The organism is Streptomyces lacrimifluminis, from assembly GCF_014646095.1.
In the GTDB taxonomy this organism is placed as follows: domain Bacteria; phylum Actinomycetota; class Actinomycetes; order Streptomycetales; family Streptomycetaceae; genus Streptomyces; species Streptomyces lacrimifluminis.
The window spans coordinates 147,744-166,637 of record NZ_BMMU01000004.1 but is presented as its reverse complement, the minus strand read 5'-3'; the positions used below and the strand labels follow the sequence as shown (position 1 = coordinate 166,637).

General features: G+C 71.0%; 16 protein-coding genes, 1 other RNA gene and 2 pseudogenes. 11 read left to right on the top strand and 8 right to left on the bottom strand.

Going from position 1 to position 18,894, the window contains the following annotated elements; translation table 11 throughout:
- Positions 1-9 precede the first annotated feature (9 nt).
- Positions 10-1,740: an MFS transporter gene (locus IEY89_RS08305; protein ID WP_189146639.1), complete on the bottom strand. Its 1,731-nt coding sequence runs from the start codon at positions 1,738-1,740 to the stop codon at positions 10-12.
- Between the two features lie 378 nt (positions 1,741-2,118).
- Complete coding sequence (locus IEY89_RS08300) at positions 2,119-2,751, bottom strand: response regulator transcription factor (RefSeq protein WP_189146922.1); 633 nt, start codon at positions 2,749-2,751, stop codon at positions 2,119-2,121.
- A 653-nt stretch (positions 2,752-3,404) separates the two neighbouring features.
- Here IEY89_RS08300 and chsH3 point away from each other — a divergent pair.
- From chsH3 to IEY89_RS08285, 3 genes are all read left to right on the top strand, one after another.
- Positions 3,405-4,265 (top strand): enoyl-CoA hydratase ChsH3, encoded by an 861-nt coding sequence (gene chsH3, locus IEY89_RS08295; protein WP_189146638.1) that lies wholly within the window; start codon positions 3,405-3,407, stop codon positions 4,263-4,265.
- 71 nt (positions 4,266-4,336) lie between these two features.
- Positions 4,337-5,413, top strand: coding sequence for a Zn-dependent alcohol dehydrogenase (locus IEY89_RS08290; protein WP_189146637.1), 1,077 nt, complete (start codon positions 4,337-4,339; stop codon positions 5,411-5,413).
- Positions 5,414-5,422: 9 nt separating this feature from the next.
- Entirely contained in the window at positions 5,423-6,376 is a 954-nt protein-coding gene (locus IEY89_RS08285) for a 3-oxoacyl-ACP reductase (protein ID WP_189146636.1), read from the top strand.
- 79 nt (positions 6,377-6,455) lie between these two features.
- Here the strand turns inward: IEY89_RS08285 and IEY89_RS08280 are convergent, their stop codons facing one another.
- Positions 6,456-6,623 carry a hypothetical protein gene (locus tag IEY89_RS08280; protein WP_189146635.1) on the bottom strand — a complete coding sequence of 56 codons (168 nt, stop codon included), beginning with the start codon at positions 6,621-6,623 and terminating at the stop codon, positions 6,456-6,458.
- A gap of 95 nt (positions 6,624-6,718) precedes the next feature.
- Complete coding sequence (locus IEY89_RS08275) at positions 6,719-7,984, bottom strand: hypothetical protein (RefSeq protein WP_189146634.1); 1,266 nt, start codon at positions 7,982-7,984, stop codon at positions 6,719-6,721.
- Between the two features lie 211 nt (positions 7,985-8,195).
- On the opposite strand from IEY89_RS08275, the gene IEY89_RS08270 reads away from it, so the two are divergent.
- The 3 genes from IEY89_RS08270 (at position 8,196) to IEY89_RS08260 (ending at position 11,058) form a co-directional block, all read left to right on the top strand.
- Positions 8,196-9,095 carry a Nif3-like dinuclear metal center hexameric protein gene (locus tag IEY89_RS08270; protein WP_189146633.1) on the top strand — a complete coding sequence of 300 codons (900 nt, stop codon included), beginning with the start codon at positions 8,196-8,198 and terminating at the stop codon, positions 9,093-9,095.
- Positions 9,092-9,835, top strand: a complete 744-nt coding sequence (locus tag IEY89_RS08265) for a zinc ribbon domain-containing protein (protein ID WP_189146921.1) — start codon at positions 9,092-9,094, stop codon at positions 9,833-9,835. Before IEY89_RS08270 ends, IEY89_RS08265 begins: the two co-directional genes overlap by 4 nt.
- A 62-nt stretch (positions 9,836-9,897) precedes the next feature.
- On the top strand, positions 9,898-11,058 hold the full coding sequence (locus IEY89_RS08260) for a bifunctional RNase H/acid phosphatase (RefSeq protein WP_189146632.1): 1,161 nt from the start codon (positions 9,898-9,900) through the stop codon (positions 11,056-11,058).
- Here the strand turns inward: IEY89_RS08260 and eda are convergent.
- Both eda and yaaA read right to left on the bottom strand, forming a co-directional pair.
- A pseudogene (gene eda / locus IEY89_RS08255) lies at positions 11,050-11,707 on the bottom strand (bifunctional 4-hydroxy-2-oxoglutarate aldolase/2-dehydro-3-deoxy-phosphogluconate aldolase). The gene IEY89_RS08260 and the pseudogene eda sit on opposite strands and share 9 nt — an antisense overlap.
- Positions 11,708-11,858: 151 nt before the next feature.
- Positions 11,859-12,641, bottom strand: a complete 783-nt coding sequence (yaaA, locus tag IEY89_RS08250) for a peroxide stress protein YaaA (protein WP_189146631.1) — start codon at positions 12,639-12,641, stop codon at positions 11,859-11,861.
- A 108-nt stretch (positions 12,642-12,749) separates the two neighbouring features.
- Here yaaA and IEY89_RS08245 point away from each other — a divergent pair, with 108 nt between their 5' ends.
- Complete coding sequence (locus IEY89_RS08245) at positions 12,750-14,252, top strand: RNB domain-containing ribonuclease (RefSeq protein ID WP_189146630.1); 1,503 nt, start codon at positions 12,750-12,752, stop codon at positions 14,250-14,252.
- Here the strand turns inward: IEY89_RS08245 and IEY89_RS08240 are convergent.
- Together IEY89_RS08240 and IEY89_RS08235 are read right to left on the bottom strand one after the other, a co-directional pair.
- Positions 14,203-14,817, bottom strand: coding sequence for a hypothetical protein (locus IEY89_RS08240; RefSeq protein WP_189146629.1), 615 nt, complete (start codon positions 14,815-14,817; stop codon positions 14,203-14,205). The genes IEY89_RS08245 and IEY89_RS08240 overlap by 50 nt on opposite strands.
- Entirely contained in the window at positions 14,814-15,578 is a 765-nt protein-coding gene (locus tag IEY89_RS08235; RefSeq protein ID WP_189146628.1) for a MerR family transcriptional regulator, read from the bottom strand. Before IEY89_RS08235 ends, IEY89_RS08240 begins: the two co-directional genes overlap by 4 nt.
- 174 nt (positions 15,579-15,752) lie before the next feature.
- Between IEY89_RS08235 and IEY89_RS08230 the strand changes: the two genes are divergently transcribed.
- From IEY89_RS08230 to rnpB, 4 genes and pseudogenes are all read left to right on the top strand, one after another.
- The gene (locus tag IEY89_RS08230) at positions 15,753-16,331 is read left to right on the top strand and encodes a Uma2 family endonuclease (RefSeq protein ID WP_189146627.1); all 579 of its coding nucleotides are present in this window, start codon (positions 15,753-15,755) and stop codon (positions 16,329-16,331) included.
- A gap of 23 nt (positions 16,332-16,354) precedes the next feature.
- Complete coding sequence (locus tag IEY89_RS08225; protein ID WP_189146626.1) at positions 16,355-17,218, top strand: AraC family transcriptional regulator; 864 nt, start codon at positions 16,355-16,357, stop codon at positions 17,216-17,218.
- Positions 17,215-17,997, top strand: a pseudogene (locus tag IEY89_RS41880) (DMT family transporter); the annotation flags it as partial. The gene IEY89_RS08225 and the pseudogene IEY89_RS41880, both read left to right, overlap by 4 nt.
- 115 nt (positions 17,998-18,112) lie before the next feature.
- Positions 18,113-18,522: RNase P RNA component class A (gene rnpB, locus IEY89_RS08215), an RNA gene on the top strand.
- Positions 18,523-18,894 lie beyond the last annotated feature (372 nt).

The window sequence follows — 18,894 nt, the reverse complement described above, 5'->3', positions numbered from 1 at the left end:
GCGCAGCGCCTACGCGCTGACGGTCTCCCCGGGCAGGGACAGGTCGAGATCGACCGTCCCTGCCTCACCCGCATGGGTCGCGGACGACGCGAGCGGCCCATGGCCAAAGGCCCGCGCGGCCAGGACGTACGCACCCTGCGAGGGGACGGCGAGCGCATAGCTGCCGTCCTCTCCCGACAAGGTGGCACCGGCCTGGCGACCACGCTGGTCGATCAACGTGACCTTCGCACGGGCGACCGGGCTGCCATCGGCACCCAGGACCCGCCCACGGAACCCGGAGCCGAGCGCGGCGTCCTGCTCACTGCTCGCCAGCAGCTGCGGCTTGCCCGCCGGCCGCCGCCCCGGCAGGAACAGGGCCAGCAGCAGCCCGACCGCCACCGCACCCGTGGCGATCAGGAAGGAGACGCGGAACCCGTGCATCGTGGGGATCGCGACGCCGTCCACATGGTTCGCGGTGTTGGCGAGCACCATGCCGATGACGGCGCTGGACACGGACGTACCGATGGAGCGCATAAGGGTGTTCAGGCCGTTGGCCGCGCCGGTCTCGGAGGCCGGGACCGCGCCGACGATCAGGGCGGGGAGCGAGGAGTAGGCGAGCCCGATGCCCGCGCCCAGGACGACCGCGATGACCAGGGACTGCCAGGCGGCGCTCATCAGGCCGAGGCCGGCGCCGTAGCCGATCGCGATGATCAGCATGCCGAGGATCAGGGTGACCTTGGGCCCGTACTTGGCGGAGAGACGGGCGTAGACGGGGGCCGTGAACATCATCGTCAGGCCGAGCGGCGCCACGATCAGGCCCGCCATGACCATGGACTGGCCGAGGCCGTAGCCGGTGGAGGTGGGCAGCTGGAGGAGCTGGGGCAGGACGAGCGAGACGACGTAGAAGGAGACGCCGACCATGATCGAGGCGAGGTTGGTGAAGAGGACGGCGGGCCGGGCGGTGGTCCGCAGGTCCACCAGCGGGGCCTTCAGACGCAGCTCCAGCACGCCCCACAGAAGCAGTACGACGGCGGACGCGCCGAAGAGGCCGAGCGTGGTGGGGGAGGTCCAGCCCCAGTCGCTGCCCTTGGTGATCGGGAGGAGGAAGAGGACGAGCCCGGCGGAGAGGCCGATGGCGCCGAGCACGTCGAAGGTGCCCTCGGCGCGCATCCGGGACTCGGGTACGACGAGCAGCGTGAGGACGATGGCGAGGGCACCGAGGCCGGCCGCGCCGTAGAAGAGGGCGTGCCAGTCGGAGTGCTGGGCGATCAGTGCGGCGAGGGGGAGGGCGAGGCCGCCGCCGACGCCGATGGAGGAGCTCATCAGGGCCATCGCCGAGGGGAGCTTCTCGCGGGGCAGCATGTCGCGCATCAGACCGATGCCGAGCGGGATGGCGCCCATGGCGAAGCCCTGGAGCGCGCGTCCCGCGATCATGGTCAGCAGGTCGCTGGTGAGCGCGCTGACGAGGGCGCCGACCACCATCACGGAGAGGCTGGTGATCAGCATGCGCCGCTTGCCGTACAGGTCACCGAGCCGCCCCATGATCGGTGTGGCCACGGCTCCGGAGAGGAGCGTCGAGGTCAGCACCCAGGTGGCGTTGCTGGGCGAGGTGCTCAGCAGCTGGGGGAGGTCCTGGATGACGGGGACGAGCAGGGTCTGCATGACCGCGACAACGATGCCCGCGAAGGCGAGCACCGGGACGATGGCCCCGCCCGTTCTGCCGGTTCCACCGGCGGGCCGGTCGGTCGTCGTGTGCGTCATGGGGTGGGGCCTCCAGGCGGGTCCGGGCGGGGTACGTGGGAGATGAACCTGTGTGCCTGGGCAACTATTCCGATGTTTCGGCGTACTAACTAATCCTTGACCTGCTCATGGGAATCTGATCTGCCGTCACGGCTGCGGTCCTGCTCGGGTGCGGAAAATGTTCTGGGATCGGGGCAAGGTTTCGGGCGCTCATGGACTCCCCGCACATCCGAACGTCGGAGGACCGGCCCGCATCTCCAGCCCGTCCGGCGTCCGGGAGTGAACGCGTTCAACGCGAACGGGGGGTAGGGGGCGGAGCCCCGAGGGTGGGGCGGGTAGGGGCGGCGGGGGCAGAAACCGCACTGTCGGCCGCTGCGGTCCGCAGCCCGGTGACGCCGCCTAGAGCCACCCCTGCTGCCGAGCCTCCCGGACCGCCTCCATCCGGTTGCGGGTCCCGGTCTTCCCGATGGCCGCCGAGAGATGGTTGCGGACTGTCGACTCGGAGAGGTGAAGCCTGTCGGCGACATCGGCGACCGTCACCCCGTCCGCCGACGCCTGGAGAACCTCGCACTCGCGGGCTGTGAGCGGATTGGGCCCGGCGCTCAGCGAAGCCGCGGCAAGGGCCGGGTCGATGACCGTCTCCCCGGTCAGTACCCGGCGGATCGCCGCCGCCAACTCCTCCACGGGTCCGTCCTTGACGAGGAAACCGGCGGCCCCCGCCTCCATGGCCCGGTGCAGATAGCCGGGGCGGCCGATGGTGGTCAGGATCAGCACCCGGCAGTCCGGCGTCTCGTCGTGGAGTTGCGCGGCGGCGTCCAGGCCGCTGATGCCGGGCAGCTCGATATCGAGGAGTGCCACGTCCGGGCGGTGCAGCAGCGCCGCGTCGACGATCGCGTCGCCGGCCGCGACCTGGGCGACGACTGTGATGTCCGGCTCCATCCCGAGCAGCAGGGCGAGAGCGCCTCGCATCATCCGCTGGTCCTCGGCGAGGAGGACCCTGATGGACTTCGCGGGACGGTGATCCCGGGGCATCTCGTTCACGGGGTAAGGGTAGGGCGGATGTGGGCGTTGACCTGGGAAGAGGAGGAAGAGGAGGAAGAGGAAGGAGAGGAGGAAGAAGGCGGTCCGGCCCTGGAGGGGGTCGGAGAAGGAGCCCGTTCCCCCCGGCAGTCAGGGCGGCAGGGCCGAAACCCCTCCTCGGCGGGCCCGGGTTCTCCGGCTCCGGCATCCGGGCGCCCGACTTCCGCGTGGCGCGGCGGGCAGCCTTGAACCGTGCCATGTCCGCCCGCCGGCGTGCCCGCTCGGCCCGCCTCTCGCCCGCCTGGCAGGCGGCCTCTCGCATGCGGAACATGGACGCCGGCGTGCGAAGGGAGGGGCACGCCGGGCAGCCGCCGATGTACGGACTCGGGCAGGACGAATGTCCCGCCCGGTGTGTCACCCGGCCCTCGGACCGCACAGCTGACGCATCGTCAGGAGTCTTCACAAGTCAGGACCGCTCGGCTATACAACAGGGGGCGCCGGACTGGAACGCGTTCTAGATCGGCCCGTATCGACCTCGGTGCGGCCGACGGTGCGGACGGTCGTGCCGAGGTCTCGGTTCCGCGAACGGTGCGTCCTGCGAACGGCCCGTCCTGCGAGATGTCCGCCCTGTGAGATGTCCGTTCCGACAGTTGATCAGGAGTCACATGCCCATTGACGCCGCCAAGGCCGTCGCCGCCGAACCCCGGTCCGCAGAGATCGCCTGGGGTCGCAAGGACGTCCAGCTCTACCACCTCGGTATCGGCGCCGGCGTCCCCGCGACCGACCCCGGCGAGCTGCGGTACACCCTCGAATCCCGGCTGCACGTCCTGCCCAGCTTCGCCACCGTCGCCGGCAACGACTCCCCGGACGTGATCGGCGGCCTCTCCATGCCCGGCGTCGACGTCGACCTCGCCCACGTCCTGCACGGCGGCCAGAGCATCGAGGTGCACCGCCCGATCCCGGTCGAGGGCAGGGCACGCGCCACCGGGAGCATCGCCGCCGTCTACGACAAGGGCAGCGCGGTGATCCTCGTCATGCGCACCGAGGTCGCCGACGCCGAGGGGCCGTTGTGGACGAGCGACGCGCAGATCTTCGTACGGGGAGAGGGCGGCTGGGGAGGCGACCGGGGACCTTCGAACCGGCTCCCGGCGCCCGACACCGAGCCCGCCAAGGTCGTCGAGCGGACCGTCCGGGAGGACCAGGCGCTGCTCTACCGGCTCTCCGGCGACTGGAACCCGCTGCACGCCGACCCCGACTTCGCCGCCCGCGCCGGGTTCGAACGACCCATCCTGCACGGGCTGTGCACGTACGGCATGACGCTCAAGGCGGTCGTCGACACGGTGCTCGGCGGGGACGTCGGCCGGGTCCGCGCCTACCGCACCCGCTTCGCCGGGGTCGTGTTCCCCGGGGAGACCCTCCGCATCCGGATGTGGACGCACGAACCGGACCGCGTCCAGGTGTCGGTCACCGCCGTCGACCGTGACGACGCGCCCGTCCTGGCCGACACGGTCGTCGAACACGCCTGACCCACCCACGTATCCATGCATATCTGTACATACCTGTACATCGCTGTAGGTCCCCGAAGGGAGCCGCACCAATGCGCGCAGCCGTACTGCACGAGATCGGGCAGGACAAGCTCGACGTCCTGGACGACGTCGAGGCCGTGGGCTTCGGCCCTGGCAAGGTGAGGATCCGCATACGGGCCACCGGGCTGTGCCACTCGGACCTCTCCGCGATGAGCGGCGTACTGCCGCAGCCCGCGCCCTTCGTCCCCGGCCACGAAGGGGCCGGCGAGATCCTCGAAGTCGGGGAAGGCGTAAGCCATGTGAAGGCCGGTGACCGGGTCGTCGTCTGCTGGCTGCCCGCCTGCGGAGCCTGTCCCGCGTGCAAGCGCGGCCAGACCGAGCTGTGCCTGGCCGGGTTCATGAACGCGGGCACCCCCAACTTCCGTCGCCCCGGCGGCGACATCTTCGGCATGGCCGGCACCGGCACCTTCGCCGAGGAGGTCGTCCTCGACGCCAGCTGCGCCGTGCCCATCCCCGACGACGTGCCCTTCGACATCGCCGCCCTCATCGGCTGCGGGGTGACCACCGGACTCGGCGCCGCCATCAACACCGCTGATGTACAAGCCGGTTCATCGGTCGCCGTCATCGGCTGCGGAGGCGTCGGCATCTCCGCGATACAGGGCGCGCGGCTCCAGGGCGCCGCCGAGATCGTCGCCGTCGACCCGGTGCCCTCGCGCCGGGAGTCCGCGCTCAAGTTCGGTGCCACGAAGGCGGTTTCACCGGACGAGCTGGCCGGCGCCAAGCAACAGGTCACCGGCGGCGAGGGGTTCGACTACGTCTTCGAGGTCGTCGGCCGCTCAACCACCGCTCGCACCGCCTACGACACCACCCGGCGCGGCGGCACGATGGTCGTCGTCGGCGCGGGCGCCATGGACGACAACCTCCAACTCAACATGTTCGAGCTGTTCTTCGACGAGAAGCGCATCCTGCCGTCCATGTACGGCGGCGGCGACGTCCTGCGGTCCTACGAGCGCACGATCGGCCTCTGGCGCGCCGGACGCGTGGACCTCGCGGGCCTCATCACCCACCGCGTACCGCTCGCGGACATCAACGAGGCCATCGACCAGATGCGCACGGGAACCGCGCTGCGTACGTGCATCGAGATCTGAGAGACGCCGATGTCACCACTGTCACCGTCACTGCCGCTTGAGGGACTCGCCGCGATCGTCACGGGCGCCGGGCGCGGTCTCGGCCGGGCCGAGGCGCTGGAACTGGCCCGGCTCGGCGCGGCCGTCGTCGTCAACGACTACGGGCAGCCCGGCCGGGACGGCTCCGGCGAGGCGTCCGCCACCCCCGCCGAGGAGGTCGCCGCCGAGATCCGCGCGGCGGGCGGCACGGCAACCGCCCACACCGGAGACGTCGCCGACCACCAACAGGCGCGTGAACTGGTTGAGTTGGCGATCGCCGAGTTCGGCCAGCTGGACATCCTCGTCAACAACGCGGGCATCCTGCGGGACCGCATGGTCTTCTCCATGACGGAGGGGGAGTGGGACGCGGTCATACGGGTCCACCTCAAGGGACACTTCAACACGACCCACTTCGCCGCCGCGCACTGGCGGGAGCGGTCCAAGGCGACCGGCGCACCGGTGTACGGGCGGATCGTGAACACGTCCTCGGAGGCGTTTCTCGCCGGTTCGGCGGGACAGCCCAACTACGCCGCCGCGAAAGGCGGAATCGTCGGGCTGACCACCTCCACGGCCCTCGCCCTCGCCAAGTACGGCGTGACGGCGAACGCCATCTGCCCCCGTGCCCGGACCCGGATGACCGAGGACGTCTTCCAGGGCTTCGAGCAGCCAGAGGCGGGACTCGACCCCCTCGCCCCCGAGCATGTCGCCCCGCTCGTCGGCTACCTGGCCTCCCCGGCCGCCGAGCACGTCAACGGACAACTGCTCGTCGTCCACGGCGGGATGGTCGCCGTCGTCGAACGCCCGCGGGTGGCCGCCAAGTTCGACAGCAAGCAGGACACCTTCACCTACGACGAACTGGACGCGCTCCTCACCCCGCACTACGCGGAGCGACCCGCCGGGGAGACGTTCGCCGCGGCGGAGGTGCTCGGCCTCAAGCGCGGCTGACACAGCGCTGACACAGCGGAGAAAAGCAGCCCCGCCCGTAACCGACCGGGCGGGGCTGCGAGTTGTTCGACGTACCGCGTCAGGCCCTGTTCTCGGCCTGCTCGGACGGCTTGCGGTGACGGCCGTTCGGGGTCGTCTCGTCGTTGTGGACCGAGACCGGACCCCGGTGTCTGCCGTAGCCGTTGCGGTGGCTCGTGGCCTCGTGGGCATCGGCGGACAGCGGCTGCATGGTGCTTGCGTCGTTCATCGGAAAGTTCACCCCGTCAACATGATCCTTCTAACAGCCGGATGATCCTAACCAGTGCGACTCGGGGTGACACGAGCCGCACACGCCGACCGGAACTAGTTCGTTACAAGCTTCGTCACTTCGTTACCGGGCTTCCCGGCCTTCGGCACGAGCCGCCCCAGCGGAGCCTGTTGCAGCGGCACGGGTCGGGCCACCGCGACGGGCGCGGGAGCGACCGGTTCCGGGCCAACGGCAGCCCCCGCCCCGAACGGCGACGGCGACTGCGACTCCGTCGACGTCATGCACGCCGCGGACCCTGCTGCCCCTTCGGACCTCTCGGCCCGTACCCGAGCCACCCCGCACGGCACATCCCCGGTCACGTAAGGCAGTCGGAGCTCCCCGTCCCTGCTCCACAGCCCCGCGCCCGGCAACCACCCCTCCGGCGCCGGAAGATGCCGCACCTGTCGCTCCGAGGGCCGCCACACCCCCACCCAACTCCCCGCCGGACCGTCCACGCGCAACGCCACCCCACAGCTCTCCGGCGTCAGCACCTGCCCCGGCTGGATCGCGAACGGCGTGAGCGTGCACCCGTCGATCCGCAGGCACTCCGGGAAGCGCACCGGCAGGGTGCTGCCGAGCACTCCCCAGCCCAATCGTTCCTGCCCGCCGGGCGAGGGCGCGTCCGAGCCGATCAGCAGCAGTCCGCTGTCCGCGTCCGCGAGCAGCAGCCGGTCGTTGCTCTCCGCCGAGATCTGGAGCAACGGCGACACCTCACCGTCGCGCTCCAGATCCACCACGATCGCCTTGGTGCGCCCGGCGACCTCCCGGTCCAGGGCGAGCAGCCGCCCCGTGCGGTCCAGCCAGACCCCGCCCGAGCAACGGCCGGGCACCTCCGTGACGTACTCGGGCCCGAAGGCGCCGCCCGCCACCAGCCACACCGTCGTCGAACGCCGGCCCAGGGCGAGGGCGTACGCGCGGTCGCCGCCCGGAGCCGGGGGCAGCAGTCGCAGCGGGGTGTCGGCGTCGGGGCACTCGACAGCGCCCAGGGGAAGTTCGCCGGTGCCGGGTCCGGTCGGATAGAGGAGTGCGAAGGTGTGCCTGCCGGCGATCGGACGGTGGATGAGGACACGCCCGTCGCCCATCGGCAGCACCTGCGTGCCGGGCTCCTCGGGCTGGTTTCCGGGCAGCGGCACGGCGTACGGCTCGGGCCCGTCGAGCGTCCAGCGCTCCGGGAACCAGGAGTCGCCGTTTCGTGCGAGCCGGGCCGCGTAGGCACCGTCCGCCGTGATCGCCAACCCCGCCCCGGGGGAGAATCCGTCCTCCGCCATGGGTTCGATGGGTTCGATCATGGGCTCGATCGCTTCGATCGCACAGGCCGTCATCGATCGGTCACCTCCGGCGACGAAACTAGTTTTCGCACGCACAGGCGGGGGACCGCGCAGCAGTCATTTCACACATAAGGGTGGCCCAGTAACGATTCGCCTGAGGAAACGGTGGCGCGTGTGCTGACCGGGACCGCGGGCGGCGCCGGGGACGGCGGTGGGGCGGGCACACCGGTTCAGCCGTACGGAACAGCCAGGTAGCCTTGCGCTCGTGCCTCGTCTGTCTGAAATCATCGCCGCCCTCGACGCCCTCTGGCCCCCCGAGCGGGCCGAGAGCTGGGACGCGGTCGGCACGGTCGCGGGCGACCCCGATCAGGAGGTCTCCCGGGTCCTGTTCGCCGTGGACCCCGTCCAGGACATCGTCGACGAGGCCGTGAAGCTGGGCGCCGGCCTGCTGGTCACCCACCACCCGCTCTATCTGCGCGGTACGAGCACGGTCGCGGCGGACACCTTCAAGGGCCGGGTCGTGCACACCCTCATCAAGCACGACATCGCCCTCCACGTCGCCCACACCAACGCCGACGTCGCCGACCCGGGAGTCAGCGACGCCCTCGCCGGCGCCCTCGACCTGCGGGTCGTACGACCCCTCGTACCCGACCCCACCGACCCCGCCGGCCGGCGCGGCCTCGGCCGGGTCTGCGAGCTGGACCACCCGCTGACCGTCCGCGAGTTCGCCGCCCGAGCCGCCGAACGGCTGCCCGCGACCGCGCAGGGCATCCGGGTCGCCGGCGACCCCGAGGCCCTCGTCCGCACGGTCGCCGTCAGCGGCGGTTCCGGCGACAGCCTCTTCGACGACGTACGCGCGGCCGGTGTCGACGCCTTCCTCACCGCGGACCTGCGCCACCACCCGGCGTCGGAGTTCGTCGCGGACCGCGCCCACAGTGCCACCCATGGCACTGGAACTGGCGCCCACAACCCCCTCGCGCTGCTCGACGCGGCGCACTGGGCCACCGAGTGGCCCTGGTGCGAGCTGGCCGCCGCCCAGCTCGACGAGATCTCCGACCGGCACGGATGGGGCCTGCGGGTCCACGTCTCCGCCACGGTCACCGACCCCTGGACGGCCCACGCGGCGTCCACCACCACCTCTGAAGCACTGGGAGCCCCCAACTGAACGCCGAGCCCGCCGACCAGATCCGACTTCTCGACGTCCAGGCTCTCGACGTACGCCTCCAGCAGCTCGCGCACAAGCGCAAGTCGCTGCCCGAGCACGCCGAGATCGAGTCGCTGACCAAGGACCTCACCCAGCTGCGCGACCTGCTGGTGGCCGCGACGACCGAGGAGAGCGACTGCGCCCGCGAGCAGACCAAGGCCGAGCAGGACGTGGACCAGGTGCGTCAGCGCGCCACCCGTGACCAGCAGCGCCTGGACTCCGGTGCCGTCAGCTCGTCCAAGGACCTGGAGAACCTCCAGCGCGAGATCGTCTCCCTCGCCAAGCGGCAGGGCGACCTGGAGGACATCGTCCTGGAGGTCATGGAGCGCCGTGAGTCCGCGCAGGAGCGCGTCGCCGAGCTGACCGAGCGGGTCGGCGCCTTCCAGGGGAAGATCGACGACGCGACCGCGCGGCGCGAGGCGGCGTACGAGTCCCTCGCCGGCGAGGTCGGCACGGCGACGAAGGAGCGCGAGGTCATCGCGGGTTCGGTGCCCGACGACCTCCTCAAGCTGTACGACAAGCTGCGCCAGCAGCAGGGTGGAGTCGGCGCCGCCCGTCTCTTCCAGCGCCGCTGCGAGGGCTGCCGCCTGGAGCTGAACATCACCGAGGTCAACGAGGTGAAGGCCGCCCCCCGCGACGCCGTCCTGCGCTGCGAGAACTGCCGCCGCATCCTGGTGCGCACGTCGGAGTCGGGTCTGTAAACCGGTAGTGGTCCGGTCCTGTTCTGCTGGTTCGGCAAGTGGTTCGGCAAGGAGCTTGAGGCGTGCGGGAGTTCATCGTCGAGGCCGACGGCGGTTCCCGGGGCAACCCGGGGCCAGCTGGCTACGGTTCCGTTGTCATCGACGCGGCCACGGGCGAGACGCTGGCGGAGGCGGCCGAGTACATCGGCGTCGCCACGAACAACGTCGCCGAGTACCGGGGCCTGGTCGCCGGCCTGCGCGCGGCCCGTGAACTGGACCCGACCGCCACCGTCCACGTCCGGATGGACTCCAAGCTGGTCGTCGAGCAGATGTCCGGCCGCTGGAAGATCAAACACCCGGACATGAAGCCGCTGGCGGCGGAGGCGGCCCGGGTGTTCCCGGACGCGGGGCAGGTGACGTACGAGTGGATCCCGCGCGAGAAGAACAAGCACGCGGACCGCTTGGCGAACGAGGCGATGGACGCGGGCAAGCGCGGCGAACAGTGGTCGGCGTCCACATCGACGGCCGAACTGGACGCAGGCCTCACCTCCACGGCCGCCGACTCCGACACCGGTGCCGCCACGAAGGTCGCCGCCGGCTGGTCGGCACCCGCGGACCTCGGCCCGCCGGCGACGTTCGTACTCCTGCGTCACGGAGAGACCCCGCTCACCCCCCAGAAGCGCTTCTCGGGCAGCGGCGGCACCGACCCGTCCCTCTCGGACGTGGGCCGGGACCAGGCCGAGCGGGTGGCGGATTCCCTGGCCAGGCGCGGCACAATCGAGGCGATCGTCGCGTCCCCCCTGACCCGCACACGGCAGACAGCCGCCGCGGTGGCGACCCGCCTCGGCCTCGACGTGACCATCGACGACGGTCTGCGCGAGACGGACTTCGGCGCGTGGGAGGGCCTGACGTTCGGGGAAGTCCGCGAGCGCTACCCGGACGACATGAACGCCTGGCTGGCCTCCCCGAAGGCCGAACCGACGGGCGGCGGCGAGAGCTTCGCGGCGACCGCACGCCGGATGGCCGTCACCCGCGACAAGCTGATCGCGGCCCACGCGGGCCGTACGGTCCTGCTGGTCACCCACGTGACCCCCATCAAGACCCTCGTCCGCCTGGCCCTGGGAGCACCGCCCGAATCCCTGTTCCGCATGGAGTTGTCGGCGGCTTCCCTCTCGGCGGTGGCGTACTACGCGGACGGCAACGCGAGCGTGCGGCTCTTCAACGACACGTCCCACCTACGCTGAGAACCCGAGAGCTGCCGCCTCGCGGGCCAGCGTCTCGACCCGGTCCCAGTCGCGCGCGGCGACGGCATCCGGCGGAAGCATCCAACTCCCGCCCACGCAATCGACGTTGGGCAGCGCGAGATACTCGGGCGCGTTCGCGGGGCTGATCCCCCCCCGGTGGGACAGAACCGGGCCTGGGGGAGCGGCCCGGACAACGACTTCAGGTAGGCGGTTCCGCCCGCGGCCTCCGCCGGGAAGAACTTCATCTCCCGCACCTCTCGCTCCAGCAGTGCGACGACCTCGGACGCCGCCGACACCCCCGGCAGGAACGGCAGCCCGGACGCCCGCATGGCCTCCAGCAGTACGTCGGTCCAGCCCGGGCTGACAAGAAAACGGGCCCCGGCGGCGACCGCGTCGGACACCTGGGCCGGCGAGATGAGCGTGCCGACGCCGACCACCGCGCCCGGAACTCCGTCGGCGACGGTCCGGACGGCATCGAGCGCGACGGGCGTACGCAGGGTGACCTCGATGACCGGCAGCCCTCGGCGACGAGCGCCCGAGCAAGCGGCACGGCGTCGCCCAGCTCCTCGACAACGACCACGGGGACGACGGTTGCGAGGCCGAGAACGGAGGGGGAGGGGGAAGGGGAGGACGCGGGTGAGGCGGGCATGCACCTCATCCTGCCCGGTTGCAGTGCACGCAATGAACGTTGCACATAATGCAATAGGGCACGCTTCAGGGTCGCGAGGAACTGCGCGACAAGCCACAACGGCGCAGCAGCCGACAGGCAACACAACGCGCCCCAACCAGCGGAGCGTGCCTCAGTGAATCTCGTCCACCAGCACATCCAACGCCCACGCGGCCCCCGCCCCTCTCGGGGCCTCGACCTCCACCACATACCCAAGATCCCGCAACGCCTCCACCAGCTCCCCCGGCCCGGAGGGCACCACCCCCACACTCACAAGACTCCGCACGATCCGCCCCTTCGTCGCCTTGTTGAAATGGCTGACGACCTTCCGGGTCGGCGCATGCAACACCCTCACGGTCGCCGTCCGCCCGGCAACCTCCCCCCTCGGCCTCCACGCCGCCGCATAGGCGGACGAGCGCAGGTCAAGGACCAGCCCGCCGCCGGCCACCTCGGGCAGGACGGCGGCCATCGGAGCACGCCAGTGCGCACCCAGCGCACCGAGCCCGGGCAGCTTCACGCCCATCGAGCACCGGTACGAGGGGATACGGTCCGTGACCCGCACGGCGCCCCACAACCCGGAGAAGACGAGCAACGAACGCGCGGCCCGCTTCTTCGCGGCAGCGTCGAGAGAGGCGAGGTCGAGGGCGTCGTACAGCACCCCCGTGTACACCGACCCGGCAGGCCGCGCACCGGCCGTGAGCAGGTCGACGTTCTTGGCGACCTCGGCACGCAGCCCCTCGCTCAGCCCCAGCACCTCACGCGCCTTGTCCTCGTCCCCGACGCACAGCTCGACGAGCTCCCCGAGAACGGCCTCGCGGGCAGCGGTGAGCCCCGGCAGGGACAGCGACTCCAGCTTCAGCGGGGCACCGCGCCCCGAAGCGGCCTTGCCTTCGGAGGGAGGCAGCAGGACAAGCACGGTGAGTTCTCCAAACGGGTACGCGGGGTCGACCCGCGTCAGATTACGTGGTGAGGCGGGTTCGCCCGTGCTGAGGCGGGCCGTCCGGATTGTGCCTACGCTCGTTCCATGCCCCGCCGCCACATACGCGTGACCGGCGCCCCCGAAGCCCCCCTCCGGGCCGCCCTCACCGCCCTGCGCACCGAACTCGACGTCCCCGAAAGCTTCCCGCCCGCAGTGCTGGCGGAGGCGGAACGGGCGGCGAAGGCCCCCGCTCTCCCGCCGCTCGACGCCACGGACATCCCGTTCCTCACCATCGACCCGCCCACGTCCACGGACCTGGACCAGGCGATGCACCTGTCCCGCCGCCCGGGCGGCGGCTTCCGCGTCCGATACGCCATCGCGGACGTGGCGGCATTCGTCGTACCGGGCGGGACGCTGGACAAGGAGACGCACCGCCGGGTCACCACCCTCTACTTCCCGGACGAGAGGACCCCGCTCCACCCGCCGGTGCTCAGCGAGGACGCCGCCAGCCTCCTCCCCAACCGGACCCGCCCGGCCGCCCTCTGGACGATCGACCTCGACCCGGACGGCCGCACGGTCGCCGTGGACGTCCACCGGGCCCTGGTCCGCAGCAGGTCGAAACTCGACTACGAGGGCGTACAGCGCCAACTCGACTCCGGGACGGCGGAGGAGCCCCTGGCCCTCCTCAAGGACATAGGCGAGGCGAGGGAACGCCTGGAGGTCGAACGCGGCGGAATCTCCCTGAACGTCCCGGAGCAGGAGATAGTCGAGGACGGCGACGGCGACGGGGACCGGGACGGCGACGGGGACCGGGACCGGGACGGGGACGCTCGCACGTACTCGCTCACCTACCGCGCACAGCTCCCCGCCGAAGGCTGGAACGCCCAGATCTCCCTCCTCACGGGCATGGCGGCGGCCGAACTGATGCTGACGCACGGCACGGGAGTGCTCCGCACCCTCCCCGCGGCCCCCGACGGCGCCGTCGGCCGCCTGCGCCGCACCGCCCAGGCCCTGCACATCGACTGGCCGCACCACGTCTCGTACGCGGCCCTGATCCGCTCCCTGGACCCCCGCCGCCCCCACCACGCGGCGTTCCTCCAGGAGTGCACGACCCTGCTACGAGGCGCCGGCTACACGATCTTCCGCGACGGAAACCTCCCCCCACTCACCACCCACGCCGCCGTAGCCGCCCCCTACGCCCACTGCACGGCCCCCCTGCGCCGCCTGGTCGACCGGTACGCCTCCGAGATCTGCCTCGCCGCCGTCGCCGAACAACCCACGCCCGACTGGGTGTTGGCGTCCCTGGACGCCCTCCCCAAGGAGATGGCCGAGGGCGGCAGACGGGCGGGGGCGGTGGAACGAGGCTGCGTGGACATCGTCGAGGCGGCGCTGCTCAAGGACCGGGTGGGAGAGGTCTTCGACGGGTTCGTGGTGGACGTCGAGGAACGCAGACCCACGGTCGGCACAGTGCAGTTGGAGTCCCCGGCAGTGGTCGCGAGGATCGAGGCCGACGACGATGGCGCTCCGCTGCCACTGGGGGAGCGGTTGAGAGTTCGCCTCACGCGGGCCGAACTGGGGGTGGCGGGGGTGCGGTTCGCTCCCGCATGACGGCCCGTAGCGAGCGTACGAGGGTGTCGGCGTCGTCGGCGTGGAAGCGGACGAGACGGATGTCCCGTCGCCGGCCGAGGAAGGTGAAGTGGGCCACCGGCTCGGTGAGTTTGAGGGTGACGGTGGTCTGGGAGCCGATGGCGAGGTCGAGTTCACCCTCGGCACGTCGGTGCGTGGTCCGCAGCTCACGACGTACGGTCGCGATCTCCTCCAGCGGGATATCCAGATCGACGTGGGCGGCATAACGGACCCGCAGGGAGCGGGAGTTGAGGACGTGCGGGCGGACGACCGAGGCCGCGTGCAACCCGATGACGAACTCGATGGTGTAGACGTCCAGGACGAGCACCACCCAGTGCACGATCGGCCAGTCGCGCAGCAGCACGAACATCGCCAGCGTCTCGACCACGCACACGAAGGCGAACGCGAACATCGTCGCGCCCTGCCCCCGGGCGTACCCGAAGGCCTGCCCGCCGTCCGTTCCGTGGCGCCGCCGAGCCACCCACAGCCACAGACTCATGTGCAGCCGCACCTCGTGCCGCAGGAGGGCGCATGCCGTCGCCCTCATGACTGTTGCCGCCCGCTGAGGATGTGCAGCGCACCGCGGACGGCCGCCGCCTGGGCGGGCGCGAAGTCGGCGTAGAAGGCGCGCAGGAAACCGTCGTCGTGGTCGATGCCGACCGTCCCCGACGGGAGCAAGTCGCGGGGAAGACAGTCGGCGAGGGCACGGGCGGCCCCGGCCACGCGTGGGTCGTCCTCGGCCGCGTCGGCCAGGGCGTCGAGCAGCACGTACACCTCGTGCGCCCGCGCGGCGGCCTCCGGCGTCGCGAAGGCACTGCCAAGAGCGGCCGTCAACCGCTCCCGGTCCTCCGGGGTCGCCGTGGTCTCGATGAACGCGAGCATCTCGCGGTCCTTGGCGGCCATGGGGGAGTCGGAGACGTGCGCCAACTCAGCGAACACGGCGGCCAGTTCGGGCGAGACGGGCCCCTCGGCGGGCAACGCCTCCGCGTCCGCGTCCAGCAGCGCACGCAACCGCGCCCGCCGCTCGTGAATGGCCGCCTCCTGCCGCGCCAGATCCTCGTCCAGCTCGGCGAGCACCTCGATCAGATCCCGCCCGGCCTCGTCGGCGAGCACGTCCCGCACCTCGGCAAGCCCGAGGCCCAACTCGGTCAGCCGCCTGATCCGGGCGAGCACGACGGCATGTCGCAGTGTGTAGTCCCGGTAGCCGTTGGCGAGCCGCTCAGGCTCGGGCAGCAGCCCCAGGTGGTGATAGTGCCGCACGGTCCGCGTCGTGACACCGACGGCGCCGGCAAGCTCTCCGATCCGCATGGGACCAGTAGAAACGCTGACGTTGCGGCAGGGTCAAGCGAAGGGTTGGCGGTGCGGGGCTTCCCTGACGGCAGGCGTGTTCGTGTGCCACGATCGAGGGAACGGTTCCCGATCTCATGGACAGGTGATCAGCCGATGTCCCAGTCTGGCGAGCGACCGAAGGAGGGGCGTGACATGACTGCCGTGGCTCATGAGCCCACCACTGTGGCCGAGGGCCTGCTGGAGATCTTCCTGTCCCTCGACACCCCGGAAGGTTTCCGGGCAGAGCTGATCGAGGGGGAGATCGTCGTGACGCCGCCGCCGGACGGGGACCACGAGGACTACATCAACCAGATCACCAAGCAGGTGATCAGGCGGTCCCGGACCGACATGGACTTCTCGGGCAACAAGGGATTGAAACTGCAGAGCGGCGGCGGCTGCCCCAGGAACCATGTGATCCCGGACAGTACGTTTGCCCCCAGCGAGCTACGGCTCTTCCGTGGCGCCGACTCCTGGATGCCCTGCGAGGGCGTGGCCATGGTGCTCGAAGTGACCTCGTCGAAACCCCAGACCGACCGCGAGGCCAAACGTCGCTGCTACGCCCGTGGCGGCATCCCCCTCTACCTGCTCATCGACCTCGAGGCCTCCTCGATCACGCTGTTCAGTGACCCGGAGAGGGACGACTACCGCCAGCACTGCACCCTCCCGCTGGGCAAGCCGGTGGCTCTCCCCGAGCCTTTCGCCTTCGAACTGGACACGTCAGACTTCCTCTGACGCCCGCGAAGTACCGTAGAACCGTGAACGCAGGCGGGGGCACACGCGAACAGGCACTCTGGACCAGAGCGAGACTCGGCCACCGCGGCCCCGCCCTTGACCTGCTCACCGCCCGCTTCGACCGGCACGTCTACGCCCCGCACGCCCACGACGAGTTCACGGTCGGGCTGTGCGTCGCCGGCTCCGAGGTCATCGACTACCGCGGCGACCGCCTCCGCCCCGTCCCCGGCTCGATCGTCGTACTGGACCCCGGAGAGATGCACACAGGCGGTCCGGACACCGCCGACGGCTACGCCTACCGCGCCCTGTACGCCGGCACCTCCCTCCTCAAGGACGGCACCACCGGCGGCCTCCCGCACTTCCGCGAGCCGCTGCTCGACGACCCGGAACTGGCCGCCGCCTTCCGCACCGCACACACCGAACTGAGCGCCTGTCCCGACCCCCTGGAGGCCGAATCCCGCCTCCCCTGGCTGCTCACGGCACTGGCCCGCCGCCACTCCACGGCCCGCCCGGTAGACGATCGGATCCCCGGCGCGGACGGGATAGCCCACGCCGTACGCACCCGCCTGGCCGACGAACTGACCACCCCACCCTCCCTCGCCGACCTCGCCACCGACCTGGGCCTGTCCCGCTACCAACTCCTGCGCGCCTTCCGTACGACGGTCGGGATACCCCCGTACGCCTGGCTGGCCCAGTACCGAGTGACCCGGGCCAGGGGTCTGCTGGAGGCCGGACTGCGCCCCGCCGAGGTAGCCTCCCTCGTCGGCTTCTCCGATCAGGCGCACCTGACCCGCTGGTTCCGGCGGGTACTGGGCGTGACCCCGGCTGCGTACCGCAACAGCGTTCAAGACGGCGGACGGGGAGGCAGCCGACACTTGCCCGCATGACTGCACGCGGCTGGTTGTTGTTCTCCCTGATGGGAGTGGTCTGGGGCATCCCGTATCTGCTGATCAAGGTGGCGGTGGAGGCGGACCTGTCCCCGTCGACGGTGGTGTTCACGCGCTGCGTGCTCGGCGCGGCCATCCTCCTCCCCTTCGCGATCCGCCAGGGCGGCCTACCGCGCACGATCCGCACCCACTGGCGCCCGATGCTGGCCTTCGCGGTCATCGAGGTCATCGGCCCCTGGTGGACCCTGACGGACGCGGAACGCCACCTCTCCAGTTCCACGGCAGGCCTGCTGATCGCCGGGGTACCGATAGTCGGGGTCGCGCTGGCCCGCTTCTTCGGCAGCACGGAGAGGCTGGGGGCCCGGCGGCTCACGGGCCTGACCTTGGGCCTGGCGGGCGTCGCGGTCCTGACCGTCCCGCACCTGACAGGCGGCGACGCCCGCTCACTCGTGGAGGTCCTGCTGACGGTGATCGGCTACGCCACGGCCCCGCTCATAGCGGCACGCCATTTGAAGGACGTCCCGTCGCTCCACCTCACAGCGCCCTGCCTGGCGCTGGCGGCTCTCGTCTACGCCCCGGCGGCGGTGGTGACCCGCCCGGGGACACTTCCGTCCGGGGACGTACTGCTGGCCCTGGCCGTCCTGGGAGTGGTCTGCACGGCCCTCGCCTTCGTGGCGTTCCTGGAGCTGATCAAGGAGGTCGGCCCGACCCGGGCCACGGTGTTCACGTACGTCAATCCGGCGGTCGCGGTGGCGGCGGGTGCCGCGTTCCTGGACGAACCGCTGACGGCCGGCATCCTCGCCGCCTTCGCCCTGATCCTGGCGGGCTCTGTCCTGGCGACGGCCACTGGACCGCGTCGGGGCGGACGCCCGGTAGCATGGTCGACACGGCAGACGAGCCGGGCGGACGGCCGCGTGGACTCCCCTTCGGGGGCGCTCCCCGAGGAACGTCCGGGCTCCACAGGGCAGGGTGATGGCTAACGGCCACCCGGGGTGACCCGCGGGACAGTGCCACAGAAAACAAACCGCCGAGGGCTCCGGCCCCCGGTAAGGGTGAAACGGTGGTGTAAGAGACCACCAGTGCCCAGGGCGACCTGGGCAGCTAGGTAAACCCCACCCGGAGCAAGGTCAAAAGGAGCCGCCGTAAAACGCGACTCTGCGAGGACGTTCGAGGGCTGCCCGCCCGAGTCCCCGGGTAGACCGCACGAGGCCGGCGGCAACGCCGGCCCTAGATGGATGGCCGTCGCCGAGGGGATCGTGAGGTCCCCTCGGAAACAGAACCCGGCGTACGGCCCGGCTCGTCTGCCTTCTCGAGGCCCTTGACCGGTGAAATCACAGGGTCAAGGGCCTTGTTTCGTAGGTCGAAGCGTTTGCTGCCAGGAAGGACCTGGCAGGGCTTCGGCATCAGAGGCCCACGGGATCACCGGTCCTTCGGTGCGTCTCGCAGGCAGGCGATCAGGTCACCGGGCGACACCAAGACCCAGGTGGCCCCGGGAACACCGACACGCAGAACCACGTAGTGCTCCCCGTCTCCTCGGCCACCAGGACCTGTCGGCTGAATTCGTCCAGCGGGTCCGCCCGGAGGCGGACGGATCGGTGCGTCATCGTGGGGAGACAGCCCCGTGCCGTGACCCACGGGCGCGTGCCGGAACGGGACCTCGAGCTGCGGCTCAGCCT